At 62.0% G+C, this 18,988-nt stretch carries 12 protein-coding genes; 8 read left to right on the forward strand and 4 right to left on the reverse strand.

Annotation, left to right across the window (positions count from 1 at the left end; genetic code table 11):
• Window positions 1–479, reverse strand: a 479-nt coding sequence (locus PMI21_RS04425; protein ID WP_007941078.1) for a nicotinate-nucleotide diphosphorylase, incomplete at its 3' end; no start/stop codon positions are given.
• Between the two features lie 267 nt (window positions 480–746).
• On the opposite strand from PMI21_RS04425, the gene PMI21_RS04420 reads away from it, so the two are divergent.
• The 4 genes from PMI21_RS04420 to PMI21_RS30265 all read left to right on the forward strand — a co-directional run bounded on the left by PMI21_RS04420 (window position 747) and on the right by PMI21_RS30265 (window position 6,807).
• On the forward strand, window positions 747–2,954 hold the full coding sequence (locus PMI21_RS04420; RefSeq protein WP_007941079.1) for a DUF1631 domain-containing protein: 2,208 nt from the start codon (window positions 747–749) through the stop codon (window positions 2,952–2,954).
• Between the two features lie 64 nt (window positions 2,955–3,018).
• Window positions 3,019–3,594, forward strand: a complete 576-nt coding sequence (gene ampD, locus PMI21_RS04415) for a 1,6-anhydro-N-acetylmuramyl-L-alanine amidase AmpD (RefSeq protein ID WP_007941080.1) — start codon at window positions 3,019–3,021, stop codon at window positions 3,592–3,594.
• Window positions 3,591–4,427: a regulatory signaling modulator protein AmpE gene (ampE, locus tag PMI21_RS04410; protein ID WP_007941081.1), complete on the forward strand. Its 837-nt coding sequence runs from the start codon at window positions 3,591–3,593 to the stop codon at window positions 4,425–4,427. Before ampD ends, ampE begins: the two co-directional genes overlap by 4 nt.
• Before the next feature lie 1,675 nt (window positions 4,428–6,102).
• Window positions 6,103–6,807, forward strand: coding sequence for a methyl-accepting chemotaxis protein (locus PMI21_RS30265; protein WP_408981116.1), 705 nt, complete (start codon window positions 6,103–6,105; stop codon window positions 6,805–6,807).
• A 147-nt stretch (window positions 6,808–6,954) separates the two neighbouring features.
• Here the strand turns inward: PMI21_RS30265 and PMI21_RS04400 are convergent, their stop codons facing one another.
• A complete protein-coding gene (locus tag PMI21_RS04400; protein WP_007941083.1) occupies window positions 6,955–7,731 on the reverse strand; it encodes a TatD family hydrolase in 777 nt (258 codons plus the stop codon).
• Between the two features lie 3 nt (window positions 7,732–7,734).
• Window positions 7,735–8,730, reverse strand: coding sequence for a catabolite repressor/activator (gene cra / locus PMI21_RS04395; protein ID WP_033064200.1), 996 nt, complete (start codon window positions 8,728–8,730; stop codon window positions 7,735–7,737).
• A 301-nt stretch (window positions 8,731–9,031) separates the two neighbouring features.
• Between cra and ptsP the strand changes: the two genes are divergently transcribed.
• From ptsP to PMI21_RS04375, 4 genes are all read left to right on the forward strand, one after another.
• Entirely contained in the window at window positions 9,032–11,899 is a 2,868-nt protein-coding gene (gene ptsP / locus PMI21_RS04390) for a phosphoenolpyruvate--protein phosphotransferase (RefSeq protein WP_007941087.1), read from the forward strand.
• Window positions 11,899–12,840, forward strand: coding sequence for a 1-phosphofructokinase (gene pfkB, locus PMI21_RS04385; protein WP_007941088.1), 942 nt, complete (start codon window positions 11,899–11,901; stop codon window positions 12,838–12,840). The genes ptsP and pfkB overlap by 1 nt, the downstream gene beginning before the upstream one ends.
• Before the next feature lie 11 nt (window positions 12,841–12,851).
• On the forward strand, window positions 12,852–14,591 hold the full coding sequence (locus PMI21_RS04380) for a PTS fructose-like transporter subunit IIB (protein WP_007941089.1): 1,740 nt from the start codon (window positions 12,852–12,854) through the stop codon (window positions 14,589–14,591).
• A gap of 66 nt (window positions 14,592–14,657) precedes the next feature.
• Window positions 14,658–16,199 carry an alkaline phosphatase D family protein gene (locus tag PMI21_RS04375; RefSeq protein ID WP_007941090.1) on the forward strand — a complete coding sequence of 514 codons (1,542 nt, stop codon included), beginning with the start codon at window positions 14,658–14,660 and terminating at the stop codon, window positions 16,197–16,199.
• Between the two features lie 137 nt (window positions 16,200–16,336).
• Here the strand turns inward: PMI21_RS04375 and PMI21_RS04370 are convergent, their stop codons facing one another.
• Complete coding sequence (locus PMI21_RS04370) at window positions 16,337–18,865, reverse strand: PepSY domain-containing protein (protein WP_007941091.1); 2,529 nt, start codon at window positions 18,863–18,865, stop codon at window positions 16,337–16,339.
• Window positions 18,866–18,988 lie beyond the last annotated feature (123 nt).

The raw sequence follows: 18,988 nt of genomic DNA on the forward strand, positions 1-18,988 counted from the left end.
CGGTGGTTATGGCAACCGCCGCAGGTCACGGCGTATTTCTGGGCCAGACGCAGCCCCGGAAGGGTTTTGCGGGTATCGAGCAACTTCACTTGGGTTTGGGCGACGAAATCCGCCAGGTACTGCGCGCGAGTGGCCACGCCCGAGAGCAGTTGCAGGAAGTTCAGCGCGCTGCGTTCGCCGGTGAGCAGCGAGCGTGCCGGGCCTTCGAGGTGGAACAGCACCTGATTGGGTTTCACCCGCTCGCCATCGCTCACCTGCCAGTGCACGGCGACCCGCGGATCCAGCTGCCGAAACACGGCATCGACCCACGCAGTGCCGCTGATGACGGCCGCGTCGCGGGTGATGATGGTGGCTTTGGCCAGACGTTCGGCCGGGATCAGTTGCGCGGTGATGTCGCCGCTGCCGATGTCCTCGAGCAACGCACGGCGCACGTTGGCTTCGATTTCGGCGGTCAAATCGGCGAGACGTAGATTCGGCATAACGGGCTCCACAAACAAAGTGGCCCGATTATAGGGCCATGGTGCGAGGCAACCCAAGGCATCAACAACCATCCCGTCGTTCGCAAACCTGCATTTGGTCGATTCGCGCGAGCAATCGGCGCTAAGCAAGGGTCACTTATAAACGTCTATTCCTTGGTGAGGCGCAGAGTCTGCTGGCACAAGGGGGGGCTTTTGTCGATAATCCGCCTTGCATTTGACGTCATGGCTTTGACGTGAACCGAGGAATCACCGTTTCAGGAGGCTTGGATGCACAACGACGGGAATGTAGTGCCTTTGCACAAGGCGACTACCGACCAGGCGACTCACTCGCTGCTCGCCCGCCTGCCCGTGATTCTGCTTCAGGTTCGCGACAAAGCTGCTCAACAGCTCAAGCAGGGCTTGCAGGAGCTGTTCGATAACGCCGACGACACCTTGTTCGAAATGGCCGACCGGGCCCGGAACGATGTCGAGCAAAACACCTTCTTCGAAGCCATGCGCGATTTGCGCCTCAAGCGCAAAAATATCGAGCGCGGGTTTCTCGAGCAGTTCCTCGAGGCTTTCCTCAGACTCACGCAGTGCGACACCTCACAGGCTGCCTTGCCCCGGGCATTGGCTTTCGATACCTCGGCGTCGCTATCCCATGACGACATGGAGCGTAATGTGGCGGTGGAGGTCATGGTCGGCAAAGTGCTGAACCGCGATGGCTTCGCACTCGACCAGCTCACCGCCCGACTGAGCACCCTGCTGGGCAAGAAACTGGTCGAACAGCACAACCCCCTGGGGCCGACGCTGCTCTGCGAGTATTTCCTGCAGGCCGGGCGCAACCTGGGGATGGAGATCAAGGTCAAGCTGATCATCCTCAAGCTGTTCGAGCGCTATGTGCTCAGCAACGCCGATCGGCTCTACGCCGAAGCCAATCAACTGCTGATTGCCACCGGCGTGTTGCCGGACCTCAAGCCCGCCCCGGCGCGGCGTGCCACCGATCGAGCGGCCGCCAGTGTTCACGCCGACCCTGTCGAGGCAGGGAGTCGCAGCGGCAATCCACAGATTGACGACGGGGTGCAGGAAGTTTTCGCCGCATTGCAGGAGTTGCTGCTCCATGTGCGCGGCAGTGTTGCGCCGACCCTGGAGGTCAGTGCCCAGACCCAGCCCATTTCCACCCGCGATCTGCTGCGTCTGCTCTCGCACTTGCAGCAGTACGTGCCGGCGCTGGCGGTTCAGGACGACTTCGACCTGCGTAACCAGCTCGAACTGCTGCTGACCCGGGTCAGTGTCAAAAGCGGCAGGTCGCGGGTGGTCGGGGTGGCCGATGAAGACGTGATCAACCTGATCGCCATGCTCTTCGAATGCATTCTCGATGACCGCAACCTGCCGGACTCCCTCAAGGCGCTGATCGGCCGCCTGCAGATTCCGATGCTGAAAGTCGCGGTGCTCGACAAGAGTTTTTTCAGCCGCGGCAGCCATCCCGCCCGGCGCTTGCTCAACGAAATCGCCTCGGCGGCCATGGGCTGGGGCGAGTGCGATGACCACCAGCGCGACAGTCTGTACCTGCGCATCGAGCAGGTGGTGCAGCGCTTGTTGAACGACTTTGTCGATGACCCGGCGATCTTTTCCGAACTGCTGGCGGATTTCCTCGCCTTCACCAGTGACGAGCGCCGTCGCAGCGAATTGCTTGAGCAGCGCACCCGTGACGCCGAAGAAGGCCGCGCCAGGACCGAACTGGCGCGTCAGCGCGTCGAGCAGGCGCTGAATCAGGTGTTGATGGGCAAGGTTTTGCCGCACAGCGTGGTGGTGTTTGTTCAGGAGGCCTGGAGCAAAGTGCTGTTGCTGACCGGCCTCAAGCACGGTGATCAGTCCGCCGAATGGCACGCCGATGTGCAGACCATGGAGCAGTTGATCTGGAGCGTGCAGCGCCATGACGAACCCGATGCAAGCCTGCGCTTGTTGGCGCTGGTGCCGGGGTTGCTCAAGTCGTTGCGTGATGGGCTGAACAGCTCGGCATTCGACCCGTTCGCCACCAGTGAGTTTTTCAGCGAGCTGGAAGCCTTGCACGTTCAACTGTTTGAGCGTCCGGGTCAGGACAGCCCGCCTGTCGAGGGGGCGATGATGGTCGAAGTGCAGGAGGAAATCGTGCTTCGCACCGCTGACGAAGGCCCGGTCGAAACGACCTCGGTGCGTTTGCCGGAGGACGATGTCGCGCTACTGCAAGTCGATCAATTGCGTCCGGGGTGCTGGGTCGAGTTTCAGGAAGACGAGGAAAACACTCTGCGCTGTAAATTGGCGGCGATCATTGAAACCACCGGCAAGTACATCTTTGTCGACCGTACCGGAATGAAAGTGCTGGAGCACAACCGTACCGGCCTGGCCCTGGAGTTTCGGCGTGGCGCGGTGCGCACGCTGGACGACACCTTGCTGTTCGATCGGGCGCTGGAATCAGTGCTGGGCAACCTGCGGCGTCTCAATCGCGGCAAGTGATCGCGCGCCGAGGGTCTATCGCGGCATACTGGGCGCCAACACAGTCGTCGTTGAAGGAGCCTGTATGCAGTTGGACCCCGCGAGTGGTTGGTGTCAGGGTGTGCGTTTATGCCCTTCGCCCAACTTCAATGCGCGCCCCGAGGGCGAGATTTCCCTGCTGGTGATCCACAACATCAGTCTGCCGCCCGCGCAGTTTCTGACCGGCAAGGTGCAGGAGTTTTTCCAGAATCGTCTGGATGTCACGGAACATTCCTATTTTGCAGGGATCGCCGACCTGCGGGTGTCTGCGCACTTTCTGATTGAACGTGACGGCACCGTCACTCAGTTTGTCTCTTGTCTTGAGCGCGCCTGGCACGCCGGGGTCTCGTGTTTCGAGGGGCGGGAAACCTGTAACGATTTTTCCGTGGGCATCGAGCTTGAAGGCACGGATGATCTACCGTTCACCGATGCGCAATATGAGACGTTGACTGCCCTGACCCGACAGCTGCAAAGCGCCTTCACGGGCATCACCGCACAACGTATCTGCGGGCATAGCGACATTGCACCCGGGCGCAAGACTGATCCGGGACCGGCGTTTGACTGGGCACGCTATCGCGCGGCCCTGGCAAAAGCCGCTCAGGAAGAAGAGGAGCAACAATGAGTTTTCTGGTGCTGCTGTTAGCGGTCTGGATCGAGAAATTCTCGGCCCTGCGCCATCGGGTTCAACGTGATGCTGGTTGGGTGCGCGAGCTGAACAAGCTTGAAGCGAGCCCACGCATGACCAACCGTCCGTGGCTGATACTGGTGGTGCTGGTGTTGTTGCCGGTGGCGCTGCTGGGGTTGCTGTTGGTGGTGCTGGACCCGGTGGCCTATGGCTTGCTGGCGTTGCCCGTGCACCTGTTGGTGGTGATTTACAGTCTGGGGCGTGGTGATCTGCTGGCCGGCCTGGGGCCGTTTCGCGATGCCTGGCGCCGGGAAGACCTGCAGGCTGCCGCCCATGTGGCCAAACGCGACCTGGATATCTGCGCCGACAGTGGCGAGCAACTGCTGGAACGGGTTCAAGGGCATTTGCTGTGGGAGGCCTATCAGAGCTTTTTCGCGGTGATCTTCTGGTACTTCCTGCTGGGCCCGGTCGCGGCCCTGAGCTATCGACTGCTGGCGCTGGCCGAAGAGCATGGGCAAAACCCGGCCGTGGTCGAGCGCGCGACACAACTGCGCCACGCGTTCGATTGGGTGCCGGTGCGGTTACTGGCGGCGAGTTTCGCGCTGGTTGGCAACTTTGTCGCGGTCAGCCGGGTGATGCTGCATGAGCTGCTGAACTGGAACATCAGCGCCGCCCAGTTGATCGAGAAGGTCGGGCTGGTGGCCGGTGAAATTCCGGCGCCGGTGGTCGGCCCGGACGGCATCAACAGCCTGGACCGGATCTGGGAACTGCTGCTGCGCGCGGCGGTGCTTTGGTATGCCGGGTTTGCGTTGTGGACTGTTTTGCACTGATTTCTGTTTAGAACCCAAAAGATCGCAGCCCTGTAGCAACTGGCGAAGCCTGCGTTCGCCTGTAGCAGCTGTCGAGCCCCAGCGAGGCTGCGTTCGGCTGCGAAGCAGTCGTCATTCCAATCACCTTGGTTTACCTGAAACACCGCATTGGTTGACTTTACGACTGCTTCGCAGCCGAACGCAGCCTCGCTGGGGCTCGACAGCTGCTACAGGGCTGCGTGTCTGTCGTTAACCTTAAGTTACAAAACCTTCCTGCGAATTAAGCTATACAGAGATAGCGCCAATAGTGGCTATCTGCTGTCTCTGCGCGCCTGCCAATAAAAATAAGAAATCAAAGGGAGACTTCACAGTGAAGAGCTTGCTCTATCCCGCCGTCGCGCTGATGAACCGCCTGAGCTTCGGCATGAAGTTCAGCCTGATCAGCGTGCTGTTCCTCGTGCCGATGCTGGTGACCAACTTCTATCTGGTGCGCGACTCCTATCGCGAATTCCAGGGCACCCGGGTCGAGTTGCAGAGCCTCGATCTGTTGGGCTGCGGCCTGAGCCTGCGTCGGGATCTGGAGACCCTGAACAACCTGGTACAGATCAACGTCACCCTTGGCCAGTCCGGCAAGGCCAATCATGTCGAATCGACGATCAGTGCCCTGGAGCAAAGCGTCCTGAGCCGTTTGCAGGGGCTGGCGGCGATGACCACTGACCCGGAACAAATAACGTTTTTCGATGGCAAACGCGATGAAATGATCGCCGCGTTCAAGGCCCAGCAAGCGGAAAACTCCCTGCAAAGCAAAAGTGCGCTGATCGGCAAGTTGCTCGGCAACGCGCAGATTTTCAGCCAGATCATTGCCAGTCAGGCCGGCCTGAGCCGCGACAGCCAGAGCGACATGCGTCAGCTGAGCGAGCTCATTACCAACGTCACACCGGCCGTTACCCAGACACTCGGCGAAGGCCGGGCGATGGGGGCTTACTCGCTGGGGCAGGGTTTTCTCAATTCGGCCTCGAGTACCCGATTCGATGAGTTGCTGGCGCAGATCGAAAAACTTCAGGCCGAATACGGCCTGAAGTTGAAGGATGCACTGGGCTCCAGTAAAGCCGCGCACGAAACCCTGGCGGCTCAGGCAGAAAGCAGCAAGGCCTCCCTGAAAAAGGCCAGTGAACTGTTTGAAGAGCAGGTGGTGATGGCCGACACCCTCGATGCGCCGTGGCAGGCCTTTTTCGATCAGGTCACGGGCCTGATGGACCAGACCTATCAACTCAACGAAGCCACCCTGAAGTTTCTCGGTACCCAGTTACAACAGCGACTGGAGCAGCACCGTACCCACATGGTGTTGCAGGCGGTGGCGCTGGCACTGGTGTTTGTGTTGATTTTTTACCTCTATGGCGGGTTCTACGCCTCGACCCGCACCACCCTCAAGCGTCTGGGCGCGGTGATGGACAAGGTGGCGGCGGGTGACATGACCGTGACCTTCAGCGCCAACAGCCGCGATGAACTGGGCGAGTTGGGCGAGGTGTTCACCGGCACCGTGAAGAAAATCCATGATTTGATCGAGCGAGTGGGCCAGACCGTCAGCGAGGTCGAGCGCCAGGCCGGGCAGGTCGAACACGTGTCGGCCCAGAGCAACCAGGCGGTGGCGGGGCAGCGCACGCAGATCGAACAGGTCGCCACGGCGATGAACCAGATGTCGGCCACTTCCCTGGAGGTGGCACGCAGTGCCTCCGCGGCCGTCAGCAGTGCCCACAGCGTCAATGACGAGACCATCAGCGGTCGCGGACTGGTGGAGTCCCAGCAGGGCAGCATCGCTGCACTGGCCAGTGAAATCGATCAGTCGGTGCGGGTGATCAATCAACTGGCCAGCGACAGTCAGTCCATCAGCCGTGTGCTGGAAGTGATCAAAAGCATTGCCGAACAAACCAATCTGCTGGCCCTCAACGCCGCCATCGAAGCCGCGCGCGCGGGCGAGCAAGGCCGTGGTTTTGCGGTGGTGGCGGACGAGGTCCGGACCCTGGCCAAACGCACCCAGCAATCGACCGAAGAAATCGAGCAGATGATCGCCAAGCTGCACAGCGGTGTCGGTGCGGCGGTCAAGGCCATGGGCACCAGCCATCAAATGGCCAACGGCACGGTCGGGCAGTCGGAAAAGGTCCAGCAGGCGCTGGAAAACATCCTCGGCGCCGTCGGCATGATCGTCGACCAGAACCAGCAGATCGCCGCTGCGGTAGAGCAGCAGACCGCCGTGGCTCACGACATCGACCAGAACATCGTCGAGATCAACCGCGCCGGCGAGCGTACCGCCGAAGGCGCGCACCAGACTGAGAATGCCAGCCGGGCGTTGTCGGCGCAGGTGGTGGAGTTAAAGCAATTGATCAGCGCGTTTCGGGTTTGATGTGGCGAGGGGGCTTGCCCCCGTTGGGTCGCGAAGCGGCCCCCGGCGCCGGTCCAGACAGACCGAGTTGTCCGGATTTACGACTGCTTCGCAGCCGAACGGGGGCAAGCCCCCTCGCCACAAAAGCCCGCTCCCACAGGTATTGGATTACCAGTTGAACAACTCACAGGCATTGGCCGAGCTGGCGGCGGCCAGTCGTTCGGGGCTGATCGCCATGAGGACGGCCAGTGCCTCGCAGATCGCCGGCAAATGGCTCGGGCTGTTGCGTTGGCCGGGGAACATGGCGGGGGCCATGTCCGGTGAGTCGGTTTCCAGTACCACCGATTCAAGGGGCAAGCCGGCAATCACCCGGTGCATGCGCAAGGCTTGCGGCCAGGTCGCGGCGCCGCCGAGGCCGAGTTTGAAACCGAGCTTGATGTATTCGCGAGCCTCTTCCTGGCTGCCGGCGAAGGCATGAATGATCCCCGCCCGTTTCAAGCGAAACCGTTTGAGTGTGGCAATCACTGCCGCGTGGCTGCGTCGCACATGAATCAATGCTGGAAGATTGAAGTCCGCCGCCAGTTGCAGTTGGGCGTCGAACAGCGTTTGCTGACGTTCACGATCCAGAGTTTCGATGAAGTAATCCAGACCAATCTCGCCCACCGCGCATAGCTGGCGATGGCCCGCCAATCGAGCCAGCCAGTCACCGAGTTCGGTCAAATCTTCTGGGCGATGGTCATCCAGATACACCGGGTGCAAACCGAACGCCGCGTGCAGATCGGGATCACTTTGCACCAGTTCCCAGACCCGCTGCCAATTGGCCTGATACACCCCCAGCACCACCATCCTCCGCACGCCGAGCGCGCGGCTCTCGGCCAGCAACGCCTGACGATCCGGGTCGAAGTCCGGAAAATCCAGATGAGTGTGGGTGTCGATCAGTTCCACGGCTCAATCCTGACGAATACGCTGCTTGAAGGTCCGTGCGATGGCCTGCACGCCGGGCTGGTAATCGGCCTGTTCGATGGCGGCCAATGCCAGTTCCAGGGCTTTATCGGCAATCAGTTGATGTTGCTGGGACATGGCGTTGACCGGCAGCGGCAGGAAGTCCAGCAACTGCGTATCACCGAAGGTGCCCAGGCGCAGCGGGCGGGTTTTCAGCGGGAAGTCGTGCAAGGCATCGAACACGCCCTGAAGCAGCACGTAGGATGTGGTCACCAGCGCATCCGGCAAATGGCCCAGGCGTTGAATTAATTCTTCCATTAATTGTTTGCCGCACTCACGGCTGAACGACTCGCCGTGCTCGATCAGCGCCTCGCCTTTGAAGCCGTTCAGCGCTTCCTTGAAGCCCGCCGCCCGCTCCTGGCTGATACTCAATTCGGGACGTGCGCCGAGCAGCGCGATCTGTTTTGGCAGCGGCTCCAGCAGGCTGCGTGTCAGGTGCAGGCTGGCTTCACGATCGTCGCTGATCACCGAGCAGAAATGCTCGGGCTCCATCACCCGGTCGATGGCGATGATCGGAATGCCTTTGGCCTGCAACTGGCGATAGCTGTCGTCACCGGCCGGCAGGCAACTGGCGACGATCAGCGCATCGCAGCGGCGGGCGCGGAACAGTTGCAGCAATTGCCGTTCGCTGTCTGGCGCATCGTCGGAGCTGGCGATCAGCAGCTGATAGCCGCGCGCCCGGGCGCCCTGTTCCAGCAGTTTGGCGATTCGCGCGTAACTGGGGTTTTCCAGGTCCGGCAGAATGAAGCCCAGGGTGCGGGTGTGCCGACTGCGCAGCCCGGCGGCTTGCGGGTTGGGCGTGAAGCCATGTTGTTCGACCACTGCCCGCACGCGCTCGACGGTGGCGCTGCTGATGCGTTGCTGTTCGGCCTTGCCATTGATGACGTAACTGGCGGTGGTCACGGAGACGCCGGCCAATTGTGCAATATCGCTGAGTTTCAACCCGGTATTCCTTGTTTTTAGAGCGTGCCCCGACATTTTCGCCAATCCTACCCGATTGAGGCAGGCGACCATTGTCGCAGCACATCCGACAATTGGACTTCAAGGATGAGACATTATCGAGTAACGTGCCTAAGATTCTAGATTAAACGTTTCAGCAGGCGTATTTTCTACGTTATAGGTCGCTTTGGCCGGTTCTGCCGCGAAACCGCCAAAACTGCGTCTGAAAAGGTGTTCTCAAAACGCCTAAGCTGAATCAATCAAAACAATACCTGGCGTCACACGGCGCCAAAAAGGAGAAAGCATGCTCGAGCTCACCATAGAGCAGATATCCATGGGCCAGTCGGCTGTGGATAAAGCCACCGCCTTGCAATTGCTCGCTGACCGACTCGTGACCGATGGCCTGGTAGCCGATGGTTACCTCGCAGGCTTGCAGGCCCGGGAAGCCCAGGGCTCGACCTTTCTCGGCCAAGGTATTGCCATCCCCCACGGCACTCCCGAAACCCGCGATCAGGTATTCGCCACCGGCGTGCGGCTGATGCAGTTTCCTGACGGCGTGGACTGGGGCGATGGCCAGATCGTTTACCTGGCCATCGGTATCGCCGCCAAATCCGATGAACACCTGCGCCTGCTGCAACTGCTGACCCGTGCCCTCGGTGAAACCGACCTGGGCCAGGCCCTGCGCCGCGCCAGTTCCGCCGAAGCCTTGCTGAAACTGCTGCAAGGCGCGCCGCAGGAGCTGGCGCTGGACGCACAGATGATCGGCCTCGGTGTGTCCGCCGATGACTTCGAAGAGCTGGTTTGGCGTGGTGCCCGCTTGCTGCGTCAGGCCGATTGCGTGAGCAACGGTTTTGCCGGCGTCTTGCAGCAGGTCGAAGCGCTGCCGCTGGGCGATGGCCTGTGGTGGCTGCACAGCGAACAAACGGTGAAGCGTCCGGGCCTGGCGTTCGTTACCCCGGACAAACCCATCCGTTACCTCGGTCAGCCGTTGAGCGGGTTGTTCTGCCTGGCCAGCCTCGGTGAAGCCCATCAGGCGCTGCTCGAACGCCTTTGCGCGTTGCTGATTGAAGGTCGCGGCCATGAATTGGGCCGTGCCACCAGTAGCCGTACGGTGCTGGAAGTCCTTGGCGGTGAACTGCCGGCGGACTGGCCGAGTGCACGCATTGCCCTGGCCAACGCCCACGGTTTGCATGCGCGCCCAGCGAAGATCCTCGCGCAACTGGCGAAAAGTTTTGACGGCGAGATCCGTATACGCATCGTCGATGGCCATGACAGCGCGGTGTCGGTGAAGAGTTTGAGCAAACTGCTCAGCCTTGGCGCTCGTCGCGGTCAGGTGCTGGAACTCATCGCCGAACCAACCATCGCCGCCGACGCCTTGCCCGCCTTGCTGGCGGCCATCGAAGAAGGCCTCGGTGAAGAAGTCGAGCCGCTGCCCGTGGTGAGCCAGCAGCGCGAAGTGTTTGTGGAAGTGGAGGTCGCCGAAGCGCTGATCGCTCCGAAGTCCGGCAGCCTGATTCAGGCGATTGCCGCGGCACCCGGGATCGCCATCGGCCCGGCGCATATTCAAGTGCTGCAAGTCATCGATTACCCGCTGCGCGGTGAGTCCGCCGCCATCGAGCGTGAACGTCTCAAGCAAGCGCTGGCCGATGTGCGTCGTGACATCGAAGGCCTGATCGAGCGCAGCAAGGCCAAAGCGATTCGCGAGATTTTCATCACCCATCAGGAAATGCTCGACGACCCGGAATTGACCGACGAAGTCGAAACCCGCCTCAAGCAGGGTGAAAGTGCCGAAGCGGCGTGGATGACGGTGATCGAAGCCGCTGCCAAACAACAGGAAGCGCTGCAGGACGCGTTGCTCGCCGAACGTGCCGCCGACTTGCGCGACATTGGCCGTCGGGTGCTGGCGCATTTGTGTGGCGTCGAAACACCGCCGGAGCCTGCGCAACCGTACATTCTGGTGATGGACGAAGTCGGCCCGTCGGACGTGGCGCGTCTCGATCCGACGCGCGTCGCTGGCATTCTCACCGCTCGCGGTGGTGCCACGGCGCACAGTGCGATCGTCGCCCGGGCCCTGGGTATTCCAGCGCTGGTGGGCGCCGGTGCCGCCGTGTTGCTGCTGAAACCGGGCACGCCGCTGTTGATCGATGGCCAACGCGGTCGCCTGCACGTGGACGCCGATGCCGCGACCTTGCAGCGCGCCGCCGAAGAGCGTGATACCCGCGAACTGCGCCTCAAAGCCGCTGCCGAACAACGCCATCAACCGGCGCTGACCACCGACGGCCACCCTGTGGAAGTGTTCGCCAATATCGGTGAAAGCGCTGGCGTCACCAGCGCGGTGGAGCAGGGCGCCGAAGGCATTGGCCTGTTACGCACCGAACTGATTTTCATGGCCCACTCGCAAGCGCCGGACGAGGCCACCCAGGAAGTCGAATACCGTCGTGTACTCGATGGCTTGGCCGGGCGGCCGCTGGTGGTGCGCACCCTTGACGTCGGTGGCGATAAACCGTTGCCGTACTGGCCGATCGCGAAAGAAGAAAACCCGTTCCTCGGCGTGCGTGGCATTCGCCTGACCCTGCAACGCCCGCAAGTCATGGAAGCGCAATTGCGCGCCTTGCTGCGTGCGGCGGATAACCGTCCCTTGCGGATCATGTTCCCGATGGTCGGCAGCGTCGATGAGTGGCGCCAGGCCCGGGACATGACCGAACGTCTGCGTCTGGAAATCCCGGTCGCCGATCTGCAACTGGGGATCATGATCGAAGTGCCGTCGGCCGCCTTGCTGGCGCCGGTGCTGGCCAAAGAGGTGGACTTCTTCAGTGTCGGCACCAATGACCTGACCCAGTACACCCTGGCCATCGACCGTGGTCATCCCACTTTGTCGGCCCAGGCTGACGGCTTGCACCCGGCGGTGCTGCAACTGATCGACATCACCGTGCGTGCGGCTCATGCTCATGGCAAGTGGGTCGGCGTGTGCGGTGAACTGGCGGCCGATCCGCTGGCGGTGCCGGTGCTGGTGGGCCTGGGTGTGGATGAGTTGAGCGTGTCGGGCCGCAGCATTGCCGAGGTCAAGGCGCGCGTTCGTGAACTCAGCCTGACCCAGACTCAAACCCTTGCCCAACAGGCCTTGGCCGTGGGCAGCGCGAACGAAGTCCGCGCATTAGTGGAGGCGCTGTAATGGCCAAGATCTTAACCCTGACCCTCAATCCGGCGCTGGACCTTACTGTTCAATTGCCGGTACTTGTACCCGGTCAGGTCAATCGCAGCGACGAAATGCACACCCACGCCGCCGGCAAAGGGGTGAACGTGGCGCAGGTGCTGGCCGACCTCGGGCATCAGCTGACCGTCAGCGGTTTTCTCGGGGAAGACAACCTTCAGGCGTTCGAAATCCTGTTCGCCAAACGCGGCTTTACCGACGCGTTTATCCGCGTCCCCGGCGAGACCCGCAGCAACATCAAACTGGCGGAAAGCGATGGGCGCATCACCGACATCAACGGCCCCGGGCCTAGGGTCAGTGAAGCGGCGCAGCAGGCTTTGCTCGATCGTCTCGACCAGATTGCGCCAGGGCATGACGCGGTGGTGGTGGCCGGCAGTTTGCCCCGTGGCGTGAGTGCTCAATGGTTGCGGGAGTTGATCCTGCGCTTGAAAAAACGCGGCTTGAACGTTGCGCTCGACACCAGCGGTGAAGCCTTGCGCGCTGGCCTGTCGGCCGGTCCGTGGCTGATCAAACCCAACACCGAAGAGCTGGCTGAGGCACTGGATTGCGAAGTGGTTTCCGTGGGCGCCCAAGCCGAGGCGGCGAGCCGTTTGCATGCTCATGGCATCGAGCACGTGGTGATTTCCCACGGTGCGGACGGGGTGAACTGGTTCAGCGTCGGCTCGGCGATGCACGCCACGCCGCCCAAGGTCAGCGTGGTCAGCACCGTCGGTGCGGGGGATTCGCTGCTGGCGGGCATGCTGCACGGCTTGCTCAGTGCCGACACGCCTGAACAGACCTTGCGCACTGCCACCGCGATTGCCGCCATGGCCGTGACCCAGATCGGTTTTGGCATCGGCGACGCCGCGCAACTGGCGCAGCTCGAACAGGGCGTGCGCGTGCGCCCCCTGACAGAACAATAAGAGGGTTTGCAATGAAATTAGCCATTGTTACGGCCTGCCCGAACGGCATGGTCACCAGTGTGCTGTGCGCTCGTCTGCTCGATGCAGCGGCCCAGCGTCAGGGCTGGAGCACCAGCGTCGAAGTGATTGACGCGGCCCATCCGGAACGCCAACTGTCGGCGGCGACCCTCGAGGCCGCCGAGTGGGTGTTGCTGGTCACCAGCGCGCCGGTGGATATGTCGCGCTTTGTCGGTAAACGTGTGTTCCAGAGCACCCCGGCCCAGGCCCTGCAAGATGTCGAAGCCGTGCTGCGCCGTGGGGTAGAGGAAGCCGAGGTTTACGTCGCGGCTGAAGCCACCGCCGAACCTGCTGCGGTGGTTAAAAATGCACCGCGTCTGGTGGCCGTCACCGCGTGCCCGACCGGCGTCGCCCACACCTTCATGGCCGCCGAAGCCTTGCAGCAAGCGGCCAAGCGTCTGGGTTACGACCTGCAAGTGGAAACCCAGGGCTCGGTTGGTGCGCGCAACCCACTTGGCGCAGCGGCGATTGCCGATGCCGACGTGGTGCTGCTGGCGGCCGATATCGAAGTTGCCACCGAGCGTTTCGCCGGCAAGAAAATCTATCGTTGTGGTACTGGCATCGCCCTGAAACAGGCCGAAGCGACGCTGAACAAAGCCCTGGCCGAAGGCAAGCAGGAAAGCGCTTCGACCGGCGCCAAAGGCCCGGTCAAGCAAGAGAAGACCGGCCTCTACAAACACCTGCTGACCGGTGTCTCGTTCATGTTGCCGATGGTGGTGGCGGGCGGTCTGATGATCGCCTTGTCCTTCGTGTTCGGCATCACTGCGTTCAAGGAGCAAGGCACGCTCGCGGCGGCGCTGATGCAGATCGGCGGCGAGACCGCGTTCAAACTGATGGTGCCGCTGCTGGCGGGCTACATCGCCTACTCGATCGCTGACCGCCCGGGCCTGGCGCCGGGGATGATCGGTGGTTTGCTGGCAAGTACCCTGGGCGCCGGTTTCATCGGCGGGATCATTGCCGGTTTCATCGCTGGCTATGCGGCGCAGGCGATCAATCGCTATGCGCGCTTGCCGCAAAGTCTTGAGGCGCTGAAACCGATCCTGATCATTCCGTTGCTGGCGAGCCTGTTCACCGGTCTGGTGATGATCTACGTGGTCGGCAAACCGGTGGCCGGGATGCTCGCGGGGCTCACCCATTTCCTCGACAGCATGGGCACCACCAACGCGATTCTGCTCGGTGTGCTGTTGGGCGGCATGATGTGCGTCGACCTCGGCGGACCGATCAACAAAGCGGCTTACGCGTTTTCGGTGGGGCTGCTGGCGTCGCAGAGTTATGCACCGATGGCCGCGACCATGGCCGCCGGCATGGTGCCGCCGATTGGCCTGGGCATCGCCACGTTCATCGCCCGGCGCAAGTTCGCCCAGACTGAGCGCGAGGCCGGTAAAGCGGCGCTGGTGCTGGGGCTGTGCTTTATCTCCGAAGGGGCGATTCCGTTCGCGGCCAAAGACCCGCTGCGGGTGATTCCGGCGAGCATCGCCGGCGGTGCACTGACCGGCGCGTTGTCGATGTACTTCGGCTGCAAACTGATGGCGCCGCACGGTGGATTGTTCGTGATGCTGATTCCGAATGCGATCAACCATGCGCTGTTGTATCTGCTGGCGATTGTGGCCGGGAGTTTGCTGACGGCGGTGGTGTATTCGGTGCTCAAGCGGCCGGAAACGGTGGAGTTGGCGTTGGAACCGGCTAACGCATAGATCTTATTTGTGTCATGCCTGATTCATGCGGCCGTGCTTTAGTTTTCCTTTTTCAGGGAGAGCACCATGAGCGAATTCGACCTCGGCCGCCGTCGTGTCATACAAGCTGTCGGGGCCGGGCTGTTGCTGCCCGGCCTGGCCCCGGCGGTGATTGCTTCGGTCAAGGATCGGCCGCAACTCACCGATGGCGTGCAGTCCGGCGACTTGCTGGGCGACCGGGCGATGATCTGGAGCCGTAGCGACCGTGCGGCGCGGATGGTGGTGGAATGGGACACACGCAGCCTGTTCAGCAACCCGCGTCGATTCGTCTCGCCATTGGCCGATGCCCGCACCGACTTCACCGCACGGGTCGAACTCACCGGCCTGCCCGCCGATCAGGCGATTTTCTACCGCGTGACGTTCGAAGACGCCCAGAGCGGTGTCGCCAGTGAACCCTGGTTCGGCCATCTGCGCAGTGTGCCAAGCGCTCGGCGAGATATTCGGTTCGTCTGGAGTGGCGACACGGTTGGCCAGGGCTTCGGCATCAACCCGGACATCGGCGGCATGCGCATCTATGAAGCCATGCGTCTGCGCCTGCCGGACTTTTTTATCCACAGCGGCGACACCATCTATGCCGACGGCCCGGTGCCGGCGCAACTGACCACCGAAAGCGGGCGGGTGTGGCGCAACATCACCAGCGAAGCCAAGAGCAAAGTCGCCGAGACCCTCGACGAGTATCGCGGCAATTACCGCTACAACCTGATGGACGAAAACGTCCGTCGTTTCAACGCCGAAGTGCCGCAGATCTGGCAGTGGGACGACCACGAAGTGGTGAACAACTGGTCGCCGGGCAAGCAACTGGATGATCGCTACAAGAGCAAAGATATCCACAGCCTGGTGGGCCGCGCGCGGCAGGCCTGGCTGGAATATGCGCCGATGCGTTTGCAGAGCGCCGACGGTGGCGGGCGGATTTATCGCAAGCTGAGTTATGGGCCGATGCTCGATGTGTTCGTGCTCGACATGCGCAGCTACCGGGGCGCCAATGACGACAACCTCGGTGCCGCCAAACCGTTCCTCGGTCGAGAGCAATTGGATTGGCTCAAACGTGAATTGAAAGGCTCCCAGGCTCAATGGAAAGTCATCGCCGCCGACATGCCCATCGGCCTCGGCGTCCCGGACGGCGAAGTCAGCCCCGGTGTGGCGCGTTGGGAGGCGGTGGCCAACGGTGATCCGGGCCCGGCTCAAGGCCGTGAGCTGGAGATCGCTGAATTACTGGGCTTTCTGCGGGCGCAGCAGGTGCGCAATTTCGTTTGGCTGACGGCGGATGTGCATTACTGTGCGGCGCACCATTACCATCCTGATCGCGCGGCGTTCCAGGACTTCGAACCGTTCTGGGAATTTGTCGCGGGGCCGCTGAATGCGGGGAGCTTCGGGCCGAATGCGCTGGATAAAACCTTTGGCCCCGAGGTGGTATTCCAGAAGGCACCCGCGGCGCAGAACACCTCGCCGTTTGCCGGGTTTCAGTTTTTTGGCGAGGTGAACATCGATGGGCAGACGGGGGAGTTGAGTGTCGTGCTGCGAGATCTGGATGGGGTGGGGGTGTTTGAGCGTAAGTTGCAGCCGGTTTGAGGGCTTGATGCATGATCGTTCCCACGCTCTGCGTGGGAATGCCTCAACGGACGCTCCGCGTTCGGCTCTGGAAGGGACGCGGAGCGTCCCAGGCTGCATTCCCACGCGGAGCGTGGGAACGATCATGTACCGCGCTATTAGTAGACGTCGCGGCGGTAGCGGCCTTGTTCGATCAGGCGCTCGACTTCATCCGCACCCAGCACTTCATTGAGCACTTGGTCCACTCCGGAAGCCATCCCCTGCAAACTGCCGCAGATGTAAATTACGGCGCCATCGGCCAGCCATTTTTTCAAATCATCGGCAGACTCGCGCAGGCGATCCTGCACATAAACCTTCTCGGCCTGATCGCGGGAAAACGCCAGGTCCAGACGCACCAGATCACCGTTGATCAACCACTCTTCCAGTTCTGCACGGCACAGGTAATCGTGTTCCCGATTACGCTCGCCAAACAGCAGCCAGTGGTGCTGCTGTCCGTCGGCAATCCGTGCCTTGAGCAAGCTGCGCAACCCGGCCAGGCCGGTGCCGTTGCCCAGCAGGATCATCGGTACCGGCTCGTTCGGCAAATGGAAACCACTGTTGCGCCGCACCCGCAGGCTGATGTGACCACCCACAGGGACGTGTTCGGTCAACCAGCCGGAACCGACGCCCAGGCGGCCGTCAGGGTGCAGTTCCTGACGCACGATCAATTCCAGCACGCCGTCGGCGGCGATCGAGGCGATGGAGTATTCGCGCAGGGCCAGCGGCACCAAAGCAGCCACCAGCGCTTGCGCGTGCAGGCCGACCAGATGAGTGCGGTTCTCGGGCAGTTGGCGGCTGGCCAGGGCATGTTCCAGAGTGTGGGACAGGCCATCGAGCTCTACCGTGGCGCGACCGTCAATGCCCAAGCCTTCGAGGAAATGCTCGATGGCCCACGAACCATTGCGCGGCAGCACTTCCACCAGATCACCGGCCAGCCAACTGCTGGTAGTGGGGGCGGTGAGGCCCAGCAAATACACGGGTGAACCGCTGCTGTCCGGGTTCATCAGCTCGCGACGGACCAGGATCCAGTTGTCGTAACTTGGCGCTTGCCAGGTGTCGACTGGCGCCTGGCCAGTCAGCAGACCGAGTTGCTGTTGCCAGTGACGCAGGGCGTAAGGGTCGCCACCGTCGACTTCCACCGGGGCGAACAAGGTCTTGCCGCCGTGCTCGCCCAGCCAGGTGTGCAAGCGACGGGCGAAGCCGCAGAAGTGTTGATACTGGCGGTCGCCGAGGCCGAGCACAGCGTAGTTCAAGCTGTGCAGGCTCGGTGCACGACCCAGCACTTTGCGTTCGAAGCCACGGGCGCTGTCCGGCGCTTCACCGTCGCCGAAGGTGCTGACCACAAACAGTGCATTGCTGGAATCTCGCAGGTCCTGTTCGCTGACATCGGCCAGCGGTTGAACCTTCACCGGTAATCCGGCGGCCTGCAATTGCCCGGCAGTCTGCCAGGCGAGCTGCTCGGCAAACCCGCTCTGGCTGGCGAAGCCGATCAGCCATGCTGGCGCGTTGCTGCCCGTTTGCGCGAGGCCTTTGCGGGCGTCCTTGATCTGGCGTTTCTTGCGCCGACGGTCCAGGTACAGCAACCAGCCCGTGACGAAAAACAGCGGCATGCTCAGCGCGGCGATGGTCAGGATGATTCGCCCGACCACCCCGAAATAACTGCCGACGTGCAGCGCATAGATGCTGGTCAGCAGTTGCGCCTTGAGGCTTTTGTCGCTGTAGCGGTCATGACGGCTGACGGCGCCTGTCACCGGATCGAGGATGATCTGGTTCCGCGCCTGGTCGTGGGGCGAATCTTTCAGCAGGTAGAACACGGTTGCCGGTTGCCCGGCCACTGGCGGCATCCGAATGTTGTAGGACGAAAGACCAGGGCCGGCGGCGCTGTAGATGCTGCTCCACATGGCGGTGTAATCGGCGGTGGGAGCCGGGCCGCTTGGCGCGGGGCCGCGACCACTGCGCACCCGTTCGTTCTGCGGCGAGTCGGACAGCAGCCGGGTCAGGCCTTTGTTGTACCACTCGTACGACCAGGACAACCCGGTCAACGCCGCCAAAAGGTAGAACACCAGGCACCAGGTACCGGCCACCGAGTGCAGGTCCCAGTTGAAGCTGCGACCCTTTTTCTTCCAGTCCAGCGTCAGCCAGGCGCGCCAGCTTTTCCACTGGCGCGGCCAGCGCAGGTACAGGCCGGACAGGCAGAAGAACACCAGAATCAGCGTACAGGCGCCGGTGATCTGCCGACCGGTATCCCCCATGGCCAGGAAGCGGTGCAGTTGCAGCATCAGGCCAAAGAAGTCCTGGCCCGTGACGTCGCCCATGAACTCGGCGGTGTACGGGTCGAAATAACGCATCTGCCCGCGACGTTCGCCTGGCGGCGCCGTGAAGATCACCCGCGCAGCGTTGCCGCTATCGGTCTCGACCCAGAGCATCGAGACGGTCTTGCCCGACGCCCCTTCGATTTTCTCCACCAGCTCGGCTGGCGGCAGCACGCCGGCGGCCTGCTTTTCGACATGCAGCACAGAGGGGTTCAACGCCCGCAGGATTTCATCCTGAAACGATACTGCCGCCCCGGTAATGCCCATCAGGGCCAGGACCAGTCCGGCGCTGATGCCGAAAAACCAGTGCAACTGGAACAGGGATTTCTTCAACACGTCGCTCGCCTTGTTCGTTCAAAAGTCATCATCACGGCGCGCATTATGCCGTGAGTTGTCGAGAAGCATTCTTTTTTACACACAAAAGCCCCGTTCACTTTGATGAACGGGGCTTTTGCCTAA

Origin of the sequence: Pseudomonas sp. GM18, from assembly GCF_000282195.1 — a bacterium.
GTDB lineage: Bacteria > Pseudomonadota > Gammaproteobacteria > Pseudomonadales > Pseudomonadaceae > Aquipseudomonas.